The following is a 20,153-nucleotide window of genomic DNA, read 5'->3' on the forward strand; positions in this document are numbered from 1 at the left end:
TTTCTCGCTGTCAGACAGTTGAAGTGGCGGCTTCGTGGCATCGAGAAAATTGACTCGGGCGTAGAACGGGCCTGCCTTATGATAACGATCACCCTCTGGTGGGGGATTTATTGAGTATGTCAACGTAATCGGGTTCATTTGCCTGCCAGGCGCTACACTCGGTCGCACCAATGAACCCGCCTTCGTGCGGGTTTTTTGTTGTCCAGCGAAATCCGCCCCGAGCAGACGTTCATATTTTTGGAGGCTTTTCCATGAAGAAACACGCACTCGTACAGTTGGCGTTCGTCTCTGCCGCTATCAGCCTGACCAGCATCGCACACGCGGCTGATGTCAATGTCGGCATTAATGTGGGTACCCCCGGCGCTGTTGTGGTTGCGCCGCCGCCCGCGGTCGTCGTCACGCCGGGATGGCACGGCGACCGCTATTGGGACGGTCATCGCTACTGGAATCGGGACGAGTGGGAAAAGCACCATCACCACGATAAGGGTTGGCACTGCCCGCCCGGACACGCCAAAAAAGGCGAGTGCTAATCGGGCTTCCCGTCCAGTTACGCGCACAGCATGAACAAACCCGGCCCGGCGCCGGGTTTTTGTATTCTGGGCGGCTGACAGCCTCGCGGCTCGTCGCCTGTGCCCTCGCGTCAGCGAGCCCACGATCTGCGTGACACGCCATAGCCAGAGCCCGTCACACGCAGAAGAAGCGCGACAGCTTCTTGTCTTCGAGTTCGTCGCTCCCGAAGGGCGCACTCAGTCGCCGGCAAACGCGTCGCAACAATCCTGGCGTCGTTACTCAGGAGCCGCGTCGTGGGCAAGATCGATGAACTGCTAAGCGATTTGCACGCGTCGAGTCTCGGTTACCAACTTTCGGCATCCTGATTAGTTCATCACCACATCGCCTGAAGACCTGGTGCGCAACACCGGTCACGTCCCGCCGATTTCGATTCGCGTGTATTCGATCTTTACGTGCCCCATCTCCCGTATTGCCGCTTCCCACCAAGCGCTGCTGCGAAAACATCGTTTTCGCAAGGCACGTCGCACGACTTAGCCTTCATCGCCACGCCCCGCATCGACCAACGAGCAACAGTAATCCTGCACGCGACTCGCGTGTAAGAAAATGTAATTGAAAGCAAATAGACATCGCTCCGCCGTAATACCCCTGCAAATTTCATGTGGTTTCGCACGATGTTCCTCAACAAACAAACGAGGTGAACAATGAAAAACGCAAGGAGGTGGTCGGCAGGTCTGGCGGCGCTCGGTGCAGGCGCACTCGCCTTGACTGGTGTACTCGCAACGGCGCAGGCGAGCGAGACGCATGGGATCAAACACGTCTTGCTGATCAGCTTTGACGGCTTGCATGAACAGGACGTCGCACGCTGCATCGCGGGCAATACCTGCACGAATCTCGCACTTCTCGCTAAATCTGGCGTCACGTATACGAACGCATATACGCCGGGTCTTTCGGATTCTTTCCCCGGCCTCTCCGCGCTCGTGACGGGCGGCTCGCCGAAAACCGCCGGCCTTTTCTACGACGTTTCGTATGACCGAACGCTTTACGCGCCCAGCGACACAGGTTGCGTCGGCAAGCAGGGCTGGAACGTCGTGTTCGACGAGACCACGGGCATCGACGGCGAAAACGGCGGCGCACTCGTGCATCTGGATGGCGGCGGCGCGTTCAATCCTCAGGCCATTCCGCATGCACGCGTGGGTGGCAAATGCGTTCCCGTCTATCCGCACAACTACGTGAAGACGAACACGATCTTCGAAGTCGTCAAGGAGCACGTATCCAATTCGCGCACCGCATGGGCAGACAAACACGCGTGGGGCTACGACTGGCTGAATGGCCCGTCCGGCCACGGCGTGGATGATCTGGCGCGCACCGAGATCAATTCGATCGACCCCGCCACGAACACCTATTACCTCGACACGTACACGCACACCCAGAAATTTGATGATTACCACGTGCAGGCACTCATCAACGAGATCGATGGCAAGGACTCCACGGGCACGCGCAACGAGCCGGTGCCGACCGTGTTCGGCGCGAACTTCCAGACGCTGAGCGTGGCGCAAAAGGCCACAGTAGCCACGGGCGGCGGCTATCTCGACGCCGACTTCACGCCGGGCCCGCAAGTGGCTGGCGCGATCGCCTACATCGACAATTCGCTCGGCAAAATCGTTGCGGCGCTCCAGGCGAAGAATCTCTACAATTCGACGCTCATCATCGTGACTGCCAAGCACGGCCAGTCGCCGACCGATCACACGAAGCTCGTGAAGAACGGCGACACGCTCACGAAACTGCTTGAAGCAAACAACTATCTCGATCCGAACGGCAACTTCGGCCAGTTCAACACGGCAAGCGGCAATCTGAACGATGGCTCGGGTCTCGTCGGCACGGGCATGGTGCAGACCGACGACGTGGGCCTCATCTGGCTGCGCGATCAATCGCAGCGCGACGCCGTGATCGCGACGCTCAAGCAGAACCTCTCGTGCAACGCGCCCGGCATCTGCGCGGATGGCCCGCAAGCGTACATCCTCTCGGGTAACGCACTGGCATCGCGCTTCGGGGATCCGGCGCAAGGCCGCACGCCGGACATCATCGTGCAGCCGAATCCGGGCGTGATCTACACGTCGAGCAAAGCGAAGGACGAGGAGCACGGCGGCAACGCTCCCGACGACAGCCATCTCGGCCTCGTCGTTTCGTTCCCCGGACTGCACCATGCCGGTCACCGTGTCGATGAGCGCGTCCAGACCACGCAGGTCGCGCCCACCATCCTCAAGGCACTCGATCTCGATCCGCGCCTGCTGCATTCCGTTGCGGTTGAAGGCACGGACACGCTGCCTGGCCTTGGTCTGAGAGGCGGCGAGTAACACGCGTGATCCCGCGGCCGGCGCTTCCCGCGAAGCGCCGGCCCGCGAGCAAGCTCACGCCTCACACCTGAACGCGGACCCGTCCAGGAATCAACCGGCTCAGACAGCCAGGGGTTACAACGCACTGGCCTGTAGCCCTTTTTGCCATTGTTGGCGCTTCTGACTCCAGACCGTTTGCAGTACCTGCCAGGATAGCTGCCGGTCCCCGCGCCGCCCGCCGCCCTCCCGGCTCCCCCCGCCGCGGTGATACACTCGCATCACCCTTCCCCCCATCGTGCTCATGAAATTCTGCTCGACTTGCGGTCAGACGGTCAGCCTGCTCGTACCCCCCGGCGACAATCGCGAACGGTTTGTCTGTTCGGCCTGCGGTACCGTGCACTACGAGAATCCGCGCAACGTGGTCGGCACCGTCCCCGTCTGGGAAGACAAGGTGCTACTCTGCCGCCGCGCGATCGAACCGCGTTATGGCTACTGGACGCTGCCCGCCGGATTCATGGAAATGGGCGAGACAACGTCCGAAGCGGCCGTACGCGAGACGCTCGAAGAAGCCGGCGCGCGGGTCGAAATACAGAATCTTTTTTCGCTCCTGAACGTGCCGCGCGTGCATCAGGTTCATCTGTTCTATCTCGCGCGCCTGCTCGACACCAATATCGCCGCGGGAGAAGAGAGCCTCGAGGTCCGGCTCTTCGAAGAACACGAGATCCCGTGGGACGACCTCGCGTTTCCGACGATCGTGCAGACACTCCGGTTCTTCTTCGCCGATCGTGAATCGGGCAGCTACGGGCTGCATACCGGCGATGTGCTTCGCTCGCTGCGCGAGCCCTGACCCAAGTCCTCCGATGGTTCCCTGGCTCGGGCCCGAAGACCCGTTCCCCAGCGTGGAGCGCTCGCTCGGCATGAACAGCGGCGCACCTGGCCTGCTCGCGGCAAGTGCCGACCTGCTGCCATCGCGCCTCGTCGATGCCTACCGTCACGGCATCTTCCCCTGGTATTCGGACGGTCAACCCGTGCTCTGGTGGAGCCCCGATCCACGCATGATCCTGCGCCCCGATGAGTTCAAGGTATCGCCGTCGCTGAAAAAGACGCTCCGGCGCGTGCTGCGCGACGATGCATGGGAAATCCGCATCGACGACGATTTTGCCGCCGTGATGCGCGCGTGCGCGAACGCGCCACGCCGCGGCCAGCGCGGCACCTGGATCACCACCGAAGTGATCGACGCCTATTTGACGCTGCACCGCATCGGCGACGCGCACAGCATCGAGGCCTGGTGCGACGGCGAGCGCGTGGGCGGGCTCTACGGGGTCTCGCTCGGCACGATGTTTTTCGGCGAATCGATGTTCGCCTCCGTGACCGACGCCTCCAAGATCGCGCTCGCCGCACTCGTCGCGCATCTGCGCAAGCACGGCGTCGCGCTGATCGACTGCCAGCAGAATACGGCACACCTCGCCTCGCTTGGCGGGCACGAGATCGCGCGCAAAGCCTTCATCGCCCACGTGCGCGCGACGGTCGACGCACCGCGCATTCCGTGGCGCTTCGACAAACGCGTCCTCGCCGATCTGGTGGGAAGCGGCGGCGCAGTCCCGGCTGCCTGACCACACCACCGCGCTGCCGCTTCGCGGTGAGGTGTTGCGCCCGCGGCGCAGTGCCGTGCAATTCAATGGATTCCGGTTCGGAGCCGATGTTAGACTGAAGATAGAACACGTCGTCGGAGCGCCTTGTGCGAGCAACCCCGCACGAAACGGCGCACACAGGCCACACGCGCCATTCCAGCGACGACCCGAACTGCCATGAGAGCTGCCAACGTGACGCATCCTAACGAGCTGCCGCTTTCACCCCTTTCGGCGCTGCAGTTCTATGCAACGGCGCCCTATCCCTGCAGTTATCTGGCGGGGCGTATCGCGCGCTCGCAGGTTGCGACGCCAAGCCACCTGATCAACTCGGACGTCTACACGGATCTCGTGAAGGCAGGTTTCCGGCGCTCGGGCGTCTTCACGTACCGACCGTATTGCGACGGGTGCCGCGCCTGCGTTCCAGTGCGTGTGCCGGTCGAGCGCTTCACGCCGAACCGCACGCAGCGCCGGGTCTGGCGCCATCATGGCGCCCTCGTGGCGACGGTCGCGCCGCTGCACTACGACGAAGCTCACTACGCGCTGTATATGCGGTACCAGTCGGCGCGCCACGCGGGCGGCGGCATGGACCGCGACAGCCGCGACCAGTACGAGCAATTCCTTCTGCAAAGCAGGATCAATTCGCGCCTCGTGGAATTCCGCGAGCCCGATGCCCAGAACCCCGAAAGCCCCGGCGTGCTGCGCATGGTGAGCATGATCGATATCCTCGGTGACGGACTTTCGTCGGTCTACACGTTCTTCGAGCCCGACGAGCCGCACACGAGCTACGGCACCTACAACATCCTGTGGCAGATCGAGCAGGCGCGCAGTCTGCAACTGCCCTACGTGTACCTCGGCTACTGGATCCGCGAGAGCCCCAAAATGGCCTACAAAGCGCACTTCAGGCCGCTCGAAGGTTTGCTCGACGGGGTCTGGTCCATGCTCGATCCCGATTTGGCGCACGAGGCGCGCTAGAACGCGCCGCACCTCGCGCGCGCCGACCGGCGCGCGCAATGCCGTTAAAATAGCGGGTTCTCATTTTTCGGCGTCCGCGCCCTCTGCCCGTGTTCAGCTCCCTCTATCCGTTCCTGCGCAACCAGCTCTTCCGCCTGGACGCCGAAGACGCCCACCACCTGACGCTGCGCGCCATCGGCGCGGCCGGCCGCACCGGCATGGCCGGGCTGCTCGCGCCGCGCGTCCCCGATGCGCCGCGCACCGTGATGGGCCTCACCTTCCGCAATCCGGTCGGCCTCGCGGCCGGGCTCGACAAGGAAGGCGCGGCGATCGACGGGTTCGCGGCGATCGGTTTCGGCTTTATCGAGGTGGGCACCGTGACGCCCCGCCCGCAGCCGGGCAATCCGCGTCCGCGCATTTTCCGGCTGCCGCAGGCGGGCGGGATCATCAACCGCATGGGTTTCAACAATCACGGCGTCGAGCAGTTCGTGAAGAACGTGCAGGCCGCACGCTATCGCGGCATCCTCGGCCTGAACATCGGCAAGAACGCCGATACGCCCATCGAGCGCGCCGCCGACGACTATCTCTTCTGCCTCGAACGCGTCTATCCGTTCGCGAGCTACGTGACGATCAACATCTCGTCGCCGAACACGAAAAACCTGCGCCAGTTGCAGGGCGCAGGCGAACTCGATGCGCTGCTCGCCGCGCTCAAGGACAAGCAGCAGCGTCTCGCCGACCTGCATGGCAAGCTCGTGCCGCTCGCGCTAAAGATCGCGCCGGACCTCGACGATGAGCAGATCAAGGAGATCGCCGATACGCTCCTGCGTCACAAGATCGAAGGCGTGATCGCGACGAACACCACGCTCTCGCGCAGCGCCGTGCAGGGCCTGCCGCACGCGGACGAGACAGGCGGCCTTTCGGGGCGCCCCGTGTTCGATGCGTCGAATGCCGTGATCCGCAAGCTGCGCGCCGAACTCGGCACCGACGTGCCCATCATCGGCGTGGGCGGCATTTTCTCGGGGGATGACGCGCGCGCGAAGATCGACGCGGGCGCCTCGCTCGTGCAGCTGTACACCGGCTTTATCTACCGCGGGCCGTCGCTCGTCGGCGAATGCGTGCGCGCTCTGGCCTCGGGCCGCGCCTGACGATATAGTTGCAGCCAGCGTGCAGCGCTGGCTGCGGTGCGCAGCGCCAGCAACATCGCCTTGGTAACATCGCCCTGAAACCGCAGCAAAACAAGAGGAAAACGATGAAGCTCGCCCTGCTGAAGAAAGTCCTTGTGGCCGCGCTGATCGGCGCGTCGTTCGTCTCGGCCAGCGCACAGGCCGACGACCTGCTCGACCAGGTGAAAGCGCGCGGCACGCTGCGTATCGGCCTCGAAGGCACGTTCCCGCCGTTCAACTCGAAGGCGCCGGACGGCCAGCTCGTCGGCTACGACGTGGACATCGCCAAGGCCGTGGCCGCGAAGCTCGGCGTGAAGCCCGAGTTCATCACGACCGAATGGAGCGGCATCATCGCGGGCCTGCAGGCCGGCAAGTTCGACGTGATCGTCAATCAGGTGGGCGTCACCGACCAGCGCAAGGCCGTGCTCGACTTCTCGCCGGCCTATACGTACTCGGCCGCGCAACTCATCCAGCGCAAGGACGACACGCGCGCGTTCAAGTCGCTCGATGACCTCAAGGGCAAGAAGCTCGGCGTCGGACTCGGCACCAACTACATGGACATGGCGAAGGCCGTGCCGGGCATCGACGTGAAGACGTATCCGGGCGCCCCCGAATATCTGCGCGATCTCGCGGCCGGCCGGCTCGATGCCGCGCTCAACGACCGCCTGATGCTCGCGTACCTGATGAAAAATTCGCAGTTGCCGCTGCGCACGGGCGCGATCGTCGGCAATGGCAACCCGTCGGCGATCCCCTTCAAGAAGGGCAATCCGAAGTTTGCGAAGGCCATCGACGACGCGATGACCCAGCTCGAAGCCGACGGCACGTTCACAACGATCTCGGATAAGTGGTTCGGCATCGACGTGAGCAAGCCGGTTACGCAATGAACGTCACCGTGACCTGACGCCGGACGCGGGGCGGCATCGCACGATGCCGCCCCTTGTTTTTGGCGCACCCGCACGGTCTTCCTCAATCTCTTTCCGTCCACCCATGCCCATCACTACGCTCATCATCCAGTCGCTGCCGGTGCTCGCGCAGGGCGCAGTGCTGACGGTCAAGTTCGCCGTCCTCTCGATGATCTTCGGCCTCGCCGGCGGCGTCGTACTCGCGCTGATGGGCATCAGCACGAACCCCGCGCTGCCGCGCATCGCGCGCGTCTATGTGAGCCTCATGCGCGGCACGCCGCTTCTTGTGCAGATTTTCGTCGTCTACTACGGACTGCCGAGCATCGGCATCTCGCTCGAACCGACGCCCGCCGGTGTGATCGCGCTCTCCGCGAATGTGGCTGCGTATCTCTCCGAGAGCATGCGCGGCGCGATTCTCGGCATTCATCGCGGCCAGTGGCTCGCGGCATACAGCCTCGGCTTGTCGAGGCGCCAGACGCTGCGCTACGTGATCGCGCCGCAGGCGCTGCGCATCGCCGTGCCGAGCCTCTCGAACAGCCTCATCAGCCTCATCAAGGACACCTCGCTCGTCTCGGTGATCACCGTGACCGAGTTGCTGCGCAGCGCGCAGGAAATCATCGCGTCGACGTATCAGCCGCTGCCGCTTTATCTCGCGGCGGCCGCCGTCTACTGGCTGCTGTGTCAGGTGCTGGAATGGCTTCAGCACTGGTACGAGAAGCGCCTCGCGCTACCTGCGCGGCACTGAGGGTCAATGTCCGCGCGAGAGCCGCGTGTAACGGTCTCGCGCGCGCGAAACGCGCCGCGACAGCGGGCGCGATTCTCTCGCGGCACGTCACAATGACGACGCTACCGCGCAACCCGCCCACCGGCCTCGCTCAACGCTGAACGGCAGGCTCCGGCGAAAGCGCCCGGTGAAGTTCATCGGCCGTATATTCGATCATCGCCGCAGCAGCCGCTTCGGCTTCCTTCGCCTCGCGCCGCTCGATCGCATCGACCACACGTCCGTGCGCCCGCACGATGTTGTGCCATCCATCTTCCCGCTCGTTGAGGATCGGGTTCACGAGCGACAGCGCGCCGCGAATGATCGCCGCCATCTGCTGATAAAACTGATTGCCGCTCGCGGCAAGAATGCGAGTGTGCAGCAGCGTATCGGCCGCCTGGCAGCCTGAGTCGCCGGGACTCGTCTGGCTCAGCGCCTCGAACGCGTCGCGAATGCCCGCGATCTCCGCCGCACTCGCGCGCGTCGCCGCAAGGCCGCATGCAGCCGGTTCGATCAGAGCGCGAAACTCGATCACGTCGCGCAAAAACGTCTTGTCCGGTTTCGCGCGAAAACGCCAGCTCACAACGTCTTCGTCGATCATGCGCCAGTCTCGCATCGGCCGTATGCGCGTGCCGATCTTCGGCCGCACGTCGAGCATGTGCCGCGCGAGCAGCATGGAAAGCGCCTCGCGCATCACGGTACGGCTCACGTCGAATTCCTTGGACAGTATGTCCTGCGGCGGCAGGACAGCGCCATAGCGGTCGTCGACGATGCCTGCAATCAGGCCGTCCATGACCTTGCTGACCAGCGAGCGTTCCTTGTTCACCAGTTCCATGAGACTCCCCCGATTCGGCGGTATCGCCCCTGTTTGCGGGTTACTGCGGGCCCTTGTGCGTCATCGAACTACCGGTACGTTGAATCCTGATTGCATACTTCACCAGCCAGGATATCTCCTGACGAGACTATCGCCTGAAAAACGCCCTGCCCGTGGCGTTTTTTTCGCCACCCCACGCCAAGTCCCGAGCCGCTTGCGTCACGCGCTGCGCGGGCGGGTTGAATGCATGGAGTGCATATTTACTCGGCGCCGCTTCCGTTCGGCAGCGCAAATTCGATGCCACGGGGTCGATCACCGTCGCACGCCGTTCGCGCTTTGCGTGTCGGTACGTCCGTACTGATCGTCGAAACGAACGATGTCGTCTTCGCCTAGGTAGCCGCCCGACTGCACCTCGATAATCTCCAGCGCAGTCTTGCCGGGATTCTCCAGACGATGCTTCACGCCCAATGGAATATAGGTGGATTCGTTCTCGGAAAGCAAAAAGACTTCTTCGCCGCGTGTAACGCGCGCGGTTCCGCTCACGACGGTCCAGTGCTCCGCGCGATGGTGATGCATCTGCAGGGAGAGCCGTCCGCCCGGCTTCACGACGATACGCTTCACCTGAAAACGTTCGCCACGGTCGATCGAATCGTACCAGCCCCACGGACGCTCGACGCGCCGGTGGTGCTGCGCCTCCTCGCCATGCTGATCGTTCAGTTTCCCGACAATCGCTTTGACGTCCTGCACACGATTCTTCGCGGCGACGAGCACGGCATCGGCCGTTTCAACCACGACGACGCCATGCACGCCGACGCACGCAACCAGTCGTCCATCCGAATGCACAAAGGTATCGGTCACGTCCTCGAGCAGCACGCGTCCGCGCGCGACATTGCCGTTCGGATCCTTGTCCGACACCTGCCAGACCGCATCCCACGCGCCGACGTCCGACCAGCCCGCCACGAGAGGCACAACGACGCCCGCGACGCGTGCGTCGACGCCAATCGATTCCATGACCGCGTAGTCGATCGAGTCGGACGGACAGGCGGCCAGCGCGGCCGCGTCGAGATGGAGACTGCCGTCCGCATCGACCGTGGCCCGTTCGAACGCGGCCGCACATTGCGCTGCAATAGCGGGGCGACGGTGCTCGATCGCCGCGAGCCACACCGAGGCGCGCACGACGAAGATCCCGCTATTCCACCAGTAGTCACCCGAGGCGACGTAGCGGGCCGCGAGTTCGGCATCGGGCTTTTCGACGAAGCGTTCGATTGGCCGGGCGCCATTCGCATCTAGCAAGCGGCCCACGCCGATATAGCCATAACCGGTTTCCGCGCGCTGTGGCGGCACGCCGAGCGTCACGATCGCCCCGCGCGCCGCATACGTGACGGCATGTTCGAGCGCACGACCAAAAGCACTGCGATCGGCGACGAGATGGTCGGCCGGCATGACGACGAGCACGGGGTCGTGATCCGCGTCGCCGACGCCCTGAAAAAGGCCTTCATGGCGCGCGGCAAGCGCAGCTACTGTCAATGTGGGTGCCGTATTGCGCGCGACCGGTTCCAGAACGATACGCGCGGTCACACCGCTGCGGCCGAGCCGGTCGACGGTCAACAGACGCAGTTCCTCGCTGCTCACGACGAGCGGCGCGGCCTTCCGCACGGGAGCCGCTGCGTCTTGCTGCGTGAACGCGAATTCGAGCCGGCGCACGGTGGTCTCGAGGAGCGACTCTCCGTCGAGCAAATCGATTAACTGCTTCGGACAATGTTCACGCGACAGCGGCCACAGACGCGTGCCCGAGCCACCCGCCAGCACCACGGGTTGCACGACAAGCGTGTTCTCGACTTTCTGTTCCGCGGCGATCAAGCCGGCAGGTTGCACGAGGTGATTCATGTGCACTGCTCCCCGTCGATGTGTATATGCACGGTGCGCACCTCCGTCGCCAGTCAGGACATGGCCGGACGCGCTACCTGGGCATTCATTGGAACAAAGGTCGAGGTTTGGCTCTGTTCGCATGCACACACTGATCGTGCGCTGTTTCGCAGACGCATCGTTCGTCCACGTAACGTCTGGCGGCACGACGCGAGCCATGTTTCAGCGCCGAACTGTGCGGCGCACACACGTCACGCGCCGCAGCAGCATTGAATCAAGGCCGACGAATACCTTCTGTGCGGGCCGGCACGCTCACGACACGAGGGAGAGACATGTTTCAGCTTGGAGTCATATTCGTGCACGGGCGTCCGACCCAAAAATATCCGCACTGAATCAATGACTTGAATCGACAAAATATCGTATGACCTCAACGCCCGAGGCCGAATTCATTGTGCAGAACTGAAACAAAAATGCCCCATCCGCCCGTCCGGTAACGCACACACCGTCGGCAAAGCACGAGCCGTGGACGTTTGCGGCAGTCTGGCACACCCCCTGCTATAGACCATTCGCCACACGAGGCAAACGCCAGGCATCGAAATGGCGGAAGCCCACGAGACTATGGGGCTGGCACGACGAACGGATAGCCGAACGGGAAGCGGCAGATAACGACAGATTCGCCGGCCGGAACGAGATAACAACGAGGCAGCGCTTGCCGCCTCAGACGAGGACCAATCATGTTAACCCTTCAATCCGATCTGCACGGAAATCATCTGCTGGGCGCATTACCGTCGCACGAATGGCAAGCACTCGCTCCGCATCTCGAACTCGTTCACCTGCGCACCGAACAACTACTTTGCGACTCCGGCCAGCGCATTCACCACGTCTATTTTCCGACCACTGCGATCATTTCGATGCTGTCGACGATGGAAGACGGCAGCTCCGTCGAAATCGCGGCAGTCGGGCGCGAAGGCATGACGGGCGTGCCCGTCCTGACCGGCGGCGAAACCATGCCGAACCGTGTGCAGGTGCAGTGCGCGGGTTTCGCGTATCGCATGAGCGCGCAAAGCCTCAGGCAGCAGTTCGCACGCTCGGACTTCCTGCGCCGCCTCATGTTGCTCTACATGCACGCGCTGCTCACGCAGGTTGCACAGACGGCTGCCTGCAACCGTCACCACTCGCTTAGCAAGCAGTTGTGCCGGTGGCTCCTTATCGAAGTGGATCGCGTGGCGTCGAACGACCTCACGGTCACGCAGCAACTGATCGCCGATATGCTCGGCGTGCGTCGCGAAGGCATCACGGAAGCCGCGGGCAAGCTGCACGATGAAGGGCTGATCCATCACAGCCGCGGTCACATCCGCGTGCTGGACCGCGAGGGCCTCGAATCGCGCGCCTGCGAGTGCTATGGCCTCGTGCGGCGTGAGTTCGATCGGCTGCTGCCCCGCCTGCGTCAGGCGGAAACGGTGGAGTGAGGCGCCGCGCGGGGCGACTCGCGCGCACGTCTTCTTACGGCTGGTTGTGCGCATCAGGCGCGAGTCCGGCGGACCGGAACGCCGCTCGAAAACGCTTATCGCGCCCAGCCACCAGAGTTGCGCGAAACGTCGTGTACCAGCGCTGCGCCGATACGTTTCGTTTCGCGCACGACACGTCCCGATGGCAACAACGTATCGTGTAAGCAGGATTACTGAATATCTATCCGCGATTGACGGGCCGGAAATCAATGCCGGCCATCAAGGCCATTGACCGGCCCTGCAACGAGCGGCGCACGCGCCGCTCGTGCAAGCGTTAGCGCTTCGGATAGTCGATACGTTCGACGCCCGTTTCTGTGCCCAGCAAGCACAGGTCGGCGCCGCGCGCCGCGAAAAGACCCACGGTCACGACGCCCGGCCATGCATTGACGAGCGCCTCGAACCCGCACGGGTCGCTGATTTTCAAGCCCTTCACGTCGAGGATCTCGTTGCCGTTGTCGGTGAGGTACGGCGAGCCATCCTTCTGCACGCGCAGCACGGGCACACCGCCCAGCGCGCTCACGCGCCGGCCGATCGCCGTGCGCGCCATCGGCACCACTTCGATCGGTAGCGGGAACTGGCCGAGCACGTCGACGCGCTTGCTTGCATCGGCAATACAAACGAACACGTCCGCCACGGACGCGACGATTTTCTCGCGCGTGAGCGCCCCGCCACCGCCCTTGATCATCGCGCCTTGAGCGTCGATCTCGTCGGCACCGTCAACGTAGACGGTCAGCGACTCGATGTCGTTGAGATCGTAAACGCGGAAACCGTGCGACTGAAGCCGCGCGGTGGTCGCCACCGAGCTGGACACCGCGCCCAGATAGCGGTCCTTGCTCGCCGCGAGCGCATCGATAAAGCAGTTCGCGGTAGAACCAGTACCGACGCCGATCACGGCGCCCTGCGGTACGTTCGCGTTCACATAGTCGGCGGCGGCCTGGCCGACCAGTTGCTTGAGTTCGTCTTGAGTCATGGAAAAACTGCCCGAGGAAGGGAAAAAGGCGGAAAACCGATAGTTTACCGGAGTTGCGCGAGGCAGCCGGCGCAGCGTCCCCTGCCGCGCCGCGAGTTCAACGCGTCAGATCGGTGTCGCCGGGCTGTGCGGGCATGTACTTGTCGAGCAGCGCCTGCGCGATGGCGTCGGTTTCCGCGTCAGGCGTGCCCGAATAGTCGCGCGGACGGAAATGCATCTGGAACGCCGCGATGACGCGGCGCGTGCGCTCGTCGAGCACGCCGTCGGTTGCCACTTCGTAGCCATAACGCGCGAGCTTGAGTTGCAGACCGCGCACATCGGCGGGGCCGTCGGGCGCGCGGCCCGCGAGATCGGCCTTGACCGTGGCGTCGTCCGGCCAGGCGCCTACGCCGGCATCGTAAAGCTGCTTCCATGGAAAAAGCGGGCCCGGATCGATCTTGCGCTGAGGCGCGATATCGCTGTGGCCAACCACGCGCGTCGGCAAGATGCCGTATCGCACGACAATGTCCTTCGCGAGCCGGGTGATCACATCGACCTGGGCGGGCGGCCATGGCTGCCACACGCGGCCTTGCGGCGTGTCGCGTGGCCCCAGATTGACATTCTCGATGCCGATCGACGCAGCGTTCAGCTCGGTCGCACCTTGCCACTCGCTCGCGCCCGCATGCCACGCGCGCTGCGATTCCGGCACCAGTTGCCAAACCACCGGCTTGCCGTTTTCGACTGGCGGATTGTCGGACACGAGATAGTGCGAACTGACCGCTTCGGTCGTGAGCACCTTGAGCGATTCGGCTTCGTCGATCTCGGTGTAGTGCATCACGAGAAAGCGGATACGCGAGTCGGCGCTCTGCGCGTGATGGCTCGTGTCGGCGACATACGTGCCTCGATCGACCTTCGTGCTGCTGGCGCAAGCCGTCAGTGCGAGCGCCAGCGCAAGCGTCGCAGCGCGCGAGGCAAAGCGATGAAACGACATGTCCGAACGTTTATTTCGCGGCAGTCCGCTGGCGAACAGCCTCGAAAAGGCACACACCCGATGCAACGGACACGTTCAGGCTTTCCACCGTCCCCGCCATCGGAATGTGCATGACTTCGTCGCACGTTTCGCGCGTGAGACGGCGCATGCCCTCGCCTTCGGCGCCCATCACGACCGCCACCGGGCCGTCGAGCTTCGTCTGATAGACGCTGGCGCTCGCATCGTCCGACGTGCCGACCACCCACACCCCCGCTTCCTTCAGCTCGCGCAACGCGCGCGCGAGATTCGTCACGGTGATGTACGGCACGGTATCGGCGGCGCCGCTCGCGACTTTCGCCGCGGTCGCGTTGAGACCCACGGCGCGGTCGCGCGGAGCGATTACCGCGTGCGCGCCGGCAGCGTCGGCGACGCGAAGACACGCACCGAGGTTATGCGGATCGGTCACGCCGTCGAGCACTAGCAACAGCGGCGAGCCGTTGATGCCGTCGAGCAGCTCCGCCAGGTTCTGCGCGAGCGGCATGTCGTGGACACGCGCGACGACACCCTGATGGCGCTCCGTGTGCGCGAGACCCCAAAGCCGCGTTTCGTCGGCTGCGATCAGGCGCGCGCCGGCGTCCTTCGCGGCTTGCAGGAAGTCCTGCATGCGGCGATCGCGCCGAGTCGGATCGTAGTAGACATCCTCGACCGTCGACGCGTCGTGCCGCAAACGTGCGGTCACCGCATGAAAACCGTAAAGAACCTTAAGACGTGACATGACTGAGACAACCTCTGATGAACAGTTCGCGATGCTTCACGCGCATCGCGAACGAATGTAATTCGCCCGGCCGCCACACGCGGACCGGGCGGCGCGGCGACACCCTCTCTGGGCGGTCGCCGCGCTGGCGGCACGCTCAGCGCTTCTTGCGCGAAACCGCCTTCTTCGATGCCGACTTGGACGCGGCACGCTTCTTCGCCGTCTTCGCCGCGCTGTGCGCAGCACGCGCTTCCTTCACGGCGGCGCTCGGTGCAGGCGCGGCCTTCTTGCGGCGCGGTTGCTCGCCCGGGGGCAGTGCGCGCACGCGCGGACCGCCGTCGGCAGCACCCTTGTCGAGCGACGCCAGACGATTGACACCAGGCTTCACGGGCGTATCGCGCACAAGCCGGAAATCGATCTTGCGTGCATCGAGATCGACACGGCCAACCTGCACGCGCACGCGGTCCGAAAGGCGGTAGCGGATGCCGGTACGCTCACCGCGCAGTTCGTTCTTGATCTCGTCGTACTGGAAGTAGTCGGCGCCCAGTTCCGTCACATGCACGAGACCTTCGATGAAGAGTGCGTCGAGCTGCACGAAAATGCCGAATGACGTCACGCCGCTCACCATGCCGCCGTACTCCTCGCCGAGCTTGTCGCGCATGAAGTAGCACTTGAGCCAGGCTTCGACATCGCGCGACGCTTCATCGGCGCGGCGCTCGTTGGCCGAGCAATGCAGACCGAGTTCTTCCCAGATGGCCGTGTTGTTCCCACGCGCGCGCTTGCCGCGCTTTTCCTCGTCCTCGGCCTGCAAAGCGCGGGCGCGCGGCGAGAGCGCCGTGTTCAGCACCACGCCCTCGGGCGCGTGCGGCTGATACTTCTTGCCCTGCAGGATCGCGTAAATCGCACGGTGCGTGAGCAGGTCCGGATAACGGCGGATCGGGCTCGTGAAGTGCGCGTAGGCCTCATACGCGAGACCGAAGTGACCGATGTTGTCCGGGCTGTAGACGGCCTGCTGCATCGAACGCAGCAGCATCGTCTGAAGCATCTGGGCGTCGGGCCGGTCGCGAATGTGCGCCATTAGCGCGGCGTAATCGCTCGCGTGCGGCGTGTCACCGCCGCCCAGCGTGAGGCCCATCCCGCGCAAGAAAGTGCGCAGGTTCTCGAGCTTCTCCGCAGTCGGGCCCGCGTGCACGCGATACAGGCCAGGGTGCTTATTGCGCTTCAGGAAATCCGCTGCACACACGTTGGCCGCGAGCATGCACTCTTCGATCAGCTTGTGCGCATCGTTGCGCTGGCGCGGCACGATCTGCTCGATCTTGCCCTGCGCGTTGCACACGATATACGTCTCGGTCGTGTCGAAGTCGATGGCGCCGCGCTTCTGGCGCGCAGCGAAAAGCGCCTTGTACACGCCGTAGAGGTTCTGCAACTGCGGAAGGAGCGACTGCCGGCGCATCGCCTCCGGTCCCTTCGTATTCTTGAGCACCGCCGCGACTTCGGTATACGTCAAGCGCGCTGCAGAGTGCATCACACCCGGGTAGAACTGATACGCCTTGATCTCGCCGCGCGTGGTGATCACCATGTCGCACACGAGCACACAGCGGTCGACGTGCGGGTTGAGCGAACACAGCCCGTTCGAGAGCTTCTCGGGCAGCATCGGAATCACGCGGCGCGGGAAATAGACCGAGGTGCTGCGCTCGATTGCATCGATGTCGAGACCGCTGCCGGGCAGCACGTAGTGCGAGACATCGGCGATCGCGACGATCAGGCGGAAGCCGTCGCCACGGCCGACCTGCATCGGCTCGCAATAAACGGCATCGTCGAAGTCGCGTGCGTCCTCGCCGTCGATCGTCACGAGCGGCACGTCGCGCAGATCCACTCGATAGCGGATGTCGGCGGGACGCACGGCGTCGGGCAGCTTCGCGGCTTCGGCAAGCGCCACGTCGCTGAATTCATGCGGCACACCGTACTTGCGCACGGCGATCTCGATCTCCATGCCGGGATCGTCGATGTCGCCGAGCACCTCGACCACGCGACCGAGCGGCTGCGAATGGCGGCTCGGGAAGTCGGTCAGTTCGACCACCACGACCTGCCCCACCTTCGCCTTCTTCGTGTTTTGCGTGACCAGAATGTCGTGGCCGATGCGCTTGTCCTCGGGCGCGACGATCATCGCGCCACTTTCGTTCAGGAGGCGCCCGATCACCCGACGGTTCGCGCGGTCCGTGACCTCGACGATATGCCCCTCGGGACGCCCGCGCCGGTCGTAGCCGACGATGCGCGCGAGCACGCGGTCGTTATGCATGACCTTCTGCATTTCGCCTTGCGGCAGGAACAGGTCGTCCTGACCGTCGTCGCGCACGAGGAAGCCATAGCCGTCGCGATGGCCCTGCACGCGGCCCGCAACGAAGCTGGAGGGATGGGCGAGCTGATAATGACCGCGCGCGTCGAGACGGATCTGAGCGTCGCGCTCCATGGCGGCGAGCCGCCTGAAGAACCCTTCGCGCTCCTGGCGCTTGATGGCGAGTGCCTCGGCGATATCGTTCGCGGTACAGGGCGAATCGCTGGTCCGCAGCACGCCGAGGATCTCTTCGCGGCTGGGAATCGGGTACGGATATTTGCTCAAGGGCTTGTCGATGGTTGTTCTCGTTGCGTCGATGTCGAATCTGCCGCGTCGCCAGGTGTTGCCCGGACGGCGCCCCGTTCTTCGAGTACCACAGCATCAGCTCAGCAGCCGGTGAGGTCCGGTGGACCGCTCACATCGCGATGTCGCGTACCGGCGGCCTGCTGCGAGGCATTCTAACACCCGCTTTGCGCGCGACAGACGCCACTGCGAGCGCTCGCGCCCGGTTTGCGCCCCGCTTGCGCCTCGTTCACGCCCCTGCCGGAGCGGCAATCGGCTCTTCGCGAGGCAGCGCGTGCGAGCGATTCGGTCGGCTTCACGAAACACTTGACAAGACTCTCAGGCACGTTATAATCGCTTTCTTTGCTGCACGACACAGTTGGTCAGCAATCGACACCTTGCCCAGGTGGCGGAATTGGTAGACGCACCAGGTTCAGGTCCTGGCGGTGGCAACACTGTGGAGGTTCGAGTCCTCTCTTGGGCACCAAAAACTCTTTCCAGCAATTCATGTCGGGAAGTAGTTCATCAGCAAGACCCCGCATAGCGATTTACGCCTGCGGGGTTTTTTGTTTTTGCGCTCCCTCTTTTGCGTGTCCCCGACCGACACCGCGCTGCACGCACCGCACGTAGCATGAATCGGAACGCAACTCGCACCCACTCACGATTCATCAGCTGCACGCTAAACACACGGCGCTTCGCTTCATCTAATTCGCTTTTCGACTGCCCCGCGCAATTCGCTCCGACTCTGGAGAAAATTCTTAAAACATCCGTTGACAGGTTTCATGAGCCCGCTATAATCTCGGTCTAGCTTGAAGACGTGCCCAGGTGGCGGAATTGGTAGACGCACCAGGTTCAGGTCCTGGCGGTGGCAACACTGTGGAGGTTCGAGTCCTCTCCTGGGCACCACGCTCTTCAAGACAGAATCGATCAAAAAAGCCCGCAAATTGCGGGCTTTTTGTTTTCGGCTGCGATTTTCAGCGGTTTGCGACAGCGGCTTTCACCGCCGTCTTCAACCGCGAGGCGCAGTCTCACGCCGCTTCAAGGTGCCTCAACAGCGCATCAACGCTGCCCTTCGCGTCGCCGAACAGCATCCGCGTGTTGTCCTTGTAGAACAGCGGATTGTCGACACCCGCGTAACCCGTTGCCATGCTGCGCTTGGACACGACCACGGTGCGCGCCTTCCACACTTCGAGCACTGGCATGCCCGCGATCGGGCTCGCTGCGTCCTCCTGCGCGCCCGGATTCACGATGTCGTTCGCGCCGATCACCAGCACGACATCGGTGCTCGTGAAATCCTCGTTGATCTCGTCCATCTCGAGCACGATGTCGTACGGAACCTTGGCTTCGGCCAGCAACACGTTCATGTGTCCCGGCAGACGGCCCGCCACCGGATGGATCGCAAAGCGCACGCGCACACCGGCAGCCCGCAAACGTCGCGTGATCTCGCTGATCGTGCCCTGCGCCTGCGCGACCGCCATACCAAAACCCGGCACGATGACCACTTCGCTAGCATCACGCAGCAGCGAACCCACTTCGTCCACGGACGTCGCCACAACCTCGCCCTGCGGCGCCGAACTTGCCGCCGACGCGGTTGCACCGAAGCCGCCGAGAATCACCGAGACGAAGCTGCGGTTCATCGCCCGGCACATGATGTAGCTGAGAATTGCGCCGCTCGAACCAACAAGCGCCCCGGTCGTAACGAGCAAATCGTTGTCGAGCATGAAACCCGTCGCCGCAGCGGCCCAGCCGGAATAGCTGTTGAGCATCGACACCACCACGGGCATGTCGGCCCCGCCGATCGCCATGACGAGATGCACGCCAAGCGCCGCCGCAAGCACGCACATGATGAGCAGGGCGTAAAGGCCATCGGTACCTGCGGGCACGCTCAAGAAGCGATAGCCCAGCGCAACGCAAGCGGCGAGCACGACGAGGTTCAGCCAATGGCGTGCGGGCAGAACGAGCGGCTTGCCGCTCACCGTCCCCTGCAATTTCAGGAACGCGACAATCGACCCGCTGAAGGTCACCGTGCCGATGAACGCACCGATATAGATTTCGGTGTTGTGTATCGTGCGCTCGACGCCGCTCAATGCCGTGTCAGCAGAGAGATAGTTTGCAATGGCAATCAATGTCGCGGCCAGACCGACGAAGCTGTGGAGCACCGCGACCAGCTGCGGCATCTGCGTCATCTCCACGCGCTTCGCAAGCACGGCGCCGAACCCGCCACCGACTACCGCTGCGATGAGCGCGATCTGCAACCCCGCTCCGCCCGTGACGAGCAGCGTGGCGAGCACCGCGATCAGCATGCCTGTCATGCCATAGAGATTGCCGCGACGCGCGCTCGTGGGATGCCCGAGGCCCCGCAGGCTCAGGATGAAGAGCGTCGCTGCACCGAGCCACGCCATATTTCCGATTCCGTTCAGCATGA

At 63.6% G+C, this 20,153-nt stretch carries 16 protein-coding genes and 2 tRNA genes; 11 read left to right on the forward strand and 7 right to left on the reverse strand.

The annotated features are described in order from the left end of the window. Positions 1 to 251: 251 nt before the first annotated feature. The 8 genes from L0U80_RS08635 (at position 252) to L0U80_RS08670 (ending at position 8,235) form a co-directional block, all read left to right on the forward strand. Positions 252 to 530 (forward strand): hypothetical protein, encoded by a 279-nt coding sequence (locus L0U80_RS08635; protein WP_233863533.1) that lies wholly within the window; start codon positions 252 to 254, stop codon positions 528 to 530. Between the two features lie 681 nt (positions 531 to 1,211). Next, entirely contained in the window at positions 1,212 to 2,864 is a 1,653-nt protein-coding gene (locus L0U80_RS08640; protein WP_233863534.1) for an alkaline phosphatase family protein, read from the forward strand. 280 nt (positions 2,865 to 3,144) lie between these two features. Next, positions 3,145 to 3,690: an NUDIX hydrolase gene (locus L0U80_RS08645; RefSeq protein WP_233863535.1), complete on the forward strand. Its 546-nt coding sequence runs from the start codon at positions 3,145 to 3,147 to the stop codon at positions 3,688 to 3,690. A 13-nt stretch (positions 3,691 to 3,703) separates the two neighbouring features. Then, on the forward strand, positions 3,704 to 4,456 hold the full coding sequence (aat, locus tag L0U80_RS08650; protein ID WP_233863536.1) for a leucyl/phenylalanyl-tRNA--protein transferase: 753 nt from the start codon (positions 3,704 to 3,706) through the stop codon (positions 4,454 to 4,456). 210 nt (positions 4,457 to 4,666) lie between these two features. Then, positions 4,667 to 5,446, forward strand: a complete 780-nt coding sequence (locus L0U80_RS08655) for an arginyltransferase (RefSeq protein WP_233865790.1) — start codon at positions 4,667 to 4,669, stop codon at positions 5,444 to 5,446. 89 nt (positions 5,447 to 5,535) lie between these two features. Continuing rightward, on the forward strand, positions 5,536 to 6,570 hold the full coding sequence (locus L0U80_RS08660; RefSeq protein ID WP_233863537.1) for a quinone-dependent dihydroorotate dehydrogenase: 1,035 nt from the start codon (positions 5,536 to 5,538) through the stop codon (positions 6,568 to 6,570). A 104-nt stretch (positions 6,571 to 6,674) separates the two neighbouring features. Then, positions 6,675 to 7,472, forward strand: coding sequence for a transporter substrate-binding domain-containing protein (locus L0U80_RS08665; RefSeq protein ID WP_233863538.1), 798 nt, complete (start codon positions 6,675 to 6,677; stop codon positions 7,470 to 7,472). A 103-nt stretch (positions 7,473 to 7,575) separates the two neighbouring features. Next, entirely contained in the window at positions 7,576 to 8,235 is a 660-nt protein-coding gene (locus L0U80_RS08670; RefSeq protein ID WP_233863539.1) for an amino acid ABC transporter permease, read from the forward strand. A gap of 130 nt (positions 8,236 to 8,365) precedes the next feature. Here the strand turns inward: L0U80_RS08670 and L0U80_RS08675 are convergent, their stop codons facing one another. Next, positions 8,366 to 9,085, reverse strand: coding sequence for a FadR/GntR family transcriptional regulator (locus L0U80_RS08675; RefSeq protein WP_233863540.1), 720 nt, complete (start codon positions 9,083 to 9,085; stop codon positions 8,366 to 8,368). Positions 9,086 to 9,376: 291 nt separating this feature from the next. Further along, positions 9,377 to 10,951: a mannose-1-phosphate guanylyltransferase/mannose-6-phosphate isomerase gene (locus L0U80_RS08680; RefSeq protein ID WP_233863541.1), complete on the reverse strand. Its 1,575-nt coding sequence runs from the start codon at positions 10,949 to 10,951 to the stop codon at positions 9,377 to 9,379. A gap of 713 nt (positions 10,952 to 11,664) precedes the next feature. Here L0U80_RS08680 and L0U80_RS08685 point away from each other — a divergent pair. Continuing rightward, complete coding sequence (locus tag L0U80_RS08685; RefSeq protein ID WP_233863542.1) at positions 11,665 to 12,399, forward strand: Crp/Fnr family transcriptional regulator; 735 nt, start codon at positions 11,665 to 11,667, stop codon at positions 12,397 to 12,399. 313 nt (positions 12,400 to 12,712) lie between these two features. Here L0U80_RS08685 and rpiA read toward each other — a convergent pair whose 3' ends face one another. From rpiA to rnr, 4 genes are all read right to left on the reverse strand, one after another. After that, the gene (gene rpiA / locus L0U80_RS08690; protein WP_233863543.1) at positions 12,713 to 13,408 is read right to left on the reverse strand and encodes a ribose-5-phosphate isomerase RpiA; all 696 of its coding nucleotides are present in this window, start codon (positions 13,406 to 13,408) and stop codon (positions 12,713 to 12,715) included. 97 nt (positions 13,409 to 13,505) lie between these two features. Beyond that, the gene (locus L0U80_RS08695) at positions 13,506 to 14,378 is read right to left on the reverse strand and encodes an N-acetylmuramoyl-L-alanine amidase (RefSeq protein WP_233863544.1); all 873 of its coding nucleotides are present in this window, start codon (positions 14,376 to 14,378) and stop codon (positions 13,506 to 13,508) included. Positions 14,379 to 14,388: 10 nt separating this feature from the next. After that, positions 14,389 to 15,132, reverse strand: coding sequence for a 23S rRNA (guanosine(2251)-2'-O)-methyltransferase RlmB (gene rlmB, locus L0U80_RS08700; protein WP_233863545.1), 744 nt, complete (start codon positions 15,130 to 15,132; stop codon positions 14,389 to 14,391). A gap of 136 nt (positions 15,133 to 15,268) precedes the next feature. Beyond that, positions 15,269 to 17,731: a ribonuclease R gene (rnr, locus tag L0U80_RS08705; protein WP_233863546.1), complete on the reverse strand. Its 2,463-nt coding sequence runs from the start codon at positions 17,729 to 17,731 to the stop codon at positions 15,269 to 15,271. A gap of 397 nt (positions 17,732 to 18,128) precedes the next feature. On the opposite strand from rnr, the gene L0U80_RS08710 reads away from it, so the two are divergent. Beyond that, a tRNA-Leu gene (locus L0U80_RS08710) sits at positions 18,129 to 18,215 on the forward strand. A 332-nt stretch (positions 18,216 to 18,547) separates the two neighbouring features. Then, positions 18,548 to 18,634: transfer RNA gene (locus tag L0U80_RS08715), tRNA-Leu, on the forward strand. Between the two features lie 122 nt (positions 18,635 to 18,756). Here the strand turns inward: L0U80_RS08715 and L0U80_RS08720 are convergent. Then, on the reverse strand, positions 18,757 to 20,151 hold the full coding sequence (locus L0U80_RS08720) for an NAD(P)(+) transhydrogenase (Re/Si-specific) subunit beta (protein ID WP_233863547.1): 1,395 nt from the start codon (positions 20,149 to 20,151) through the stop codon (positions 18,757 to 18,759). Between the last annotated feature and the right edge of the window lie 2 nt (positions 20,152 to 20,153).

It is taken from the genome of Paraburkholderia adhaesiva (genome assembly GCF_021390575.1).
Taxonomy (GTDB): Bacteria; Pseudomonadota; Gammaproteobacteria; order Burkholderiales; family Burkholderiaceae; genus Paraburkholderia; species Paraburkholderia adhaesiva.

Excerpts from the sequence above, each read along its gene's own strand:
- rpiA (WP_233863543.1), bottom strand. The coding sequence starts at position 13,408 with ATGACTCAAGACGAACTCAAGCAACTGGTCGGCCAGGCCGCCGCCGAC.
- L0U80_RS08695 (WP_233863544.1), bottom strand. The coding sequence starts at position 14,378 with ATGTCGTTTCATCGCTTTGCCTCGCGCGCTGCGACGCTTGCGCTGGCG.
- L0U80_RS08720 (WP_233863547.1), bottom strand. The coding sequence starts at position 20,151 with ATGCTGAACGGAATCGGAAATATGGCGTGGCTCGGTGCAGCGACGCTC.
- rlmB (WP_233863545.1), bottom strand. The coding sequence starts at position 15,132 with ATGTCACGTCTTAAGGTTCTTTACGGTTTTCATGCGGTGACCGCACGT.
- L0U80_RS08635 (WP_233863533.1), top strand. The coding sequence starts at position 252 with ATGAAGAAACACGCACTCGTACAGTTGGCGTTCGTCTCTGCCGCTATC.
- L0U80_RS08640 (WP_233863534.1), top strand. The coding sequence starts at position 1,212 with ATGAAAAACGCAAGGAGGTGGTCGGCAGGTCTGGCGGCGCTCGGTGCA.
- L0U80_RS08685 (WP_233863542.1), top strand. The coding sequence starts at position 11,665 with ATGTTAACCCTTCAATCCGATCTGCACGGAAATCATCTGCTGGGCGCA.
- L0U80_RS08680 (WP_233863541.1), bottom strand. The coding sequence starts at position 10,951 with ATGAATCACCTCGTGCAACCTGCCGGCTTGATCGCCGCGGAACAGAAA.
- aat (WP_233863536.1), top strand. The coding sequence starts at position 3,704 with ATGGTTCCCTGGCTCGGGCCCGAAGACCCGTTCCCCAGCGTGGAGCGC.
- L0U80_RS08675 (WP_233863540.1), bottom strand. The coding sequence starts at position 9,085 with ATGGAACTGGTGAACAAGGAACGCTCGCTGGTCAGCAAGGTCATGGAC.
- L0U80_RS08645 (WP_233863535.1), top strand. The coding sequence starts at position 3,145 with ATGAAATTCTGCTCGACTTGCGGTCAGACGGTCAGCCTGCTCGTACCC.
- L0U80_RS08670 (WP_233863539.1), top strand. The coding sequence starts at position 7,576 with ATGCCCATCACTACGCTCATCATCCAGTCGCTGCCGGTGCTCGCGCAG.
- L0U80_RS08665 (WP_233863538.1), top strand. The coding sequence starts at position 6,675 with ATGAAGCTCGCCCTGCTGAAGAAAGTCCTTGTGGCCGCGCTGATCGGC.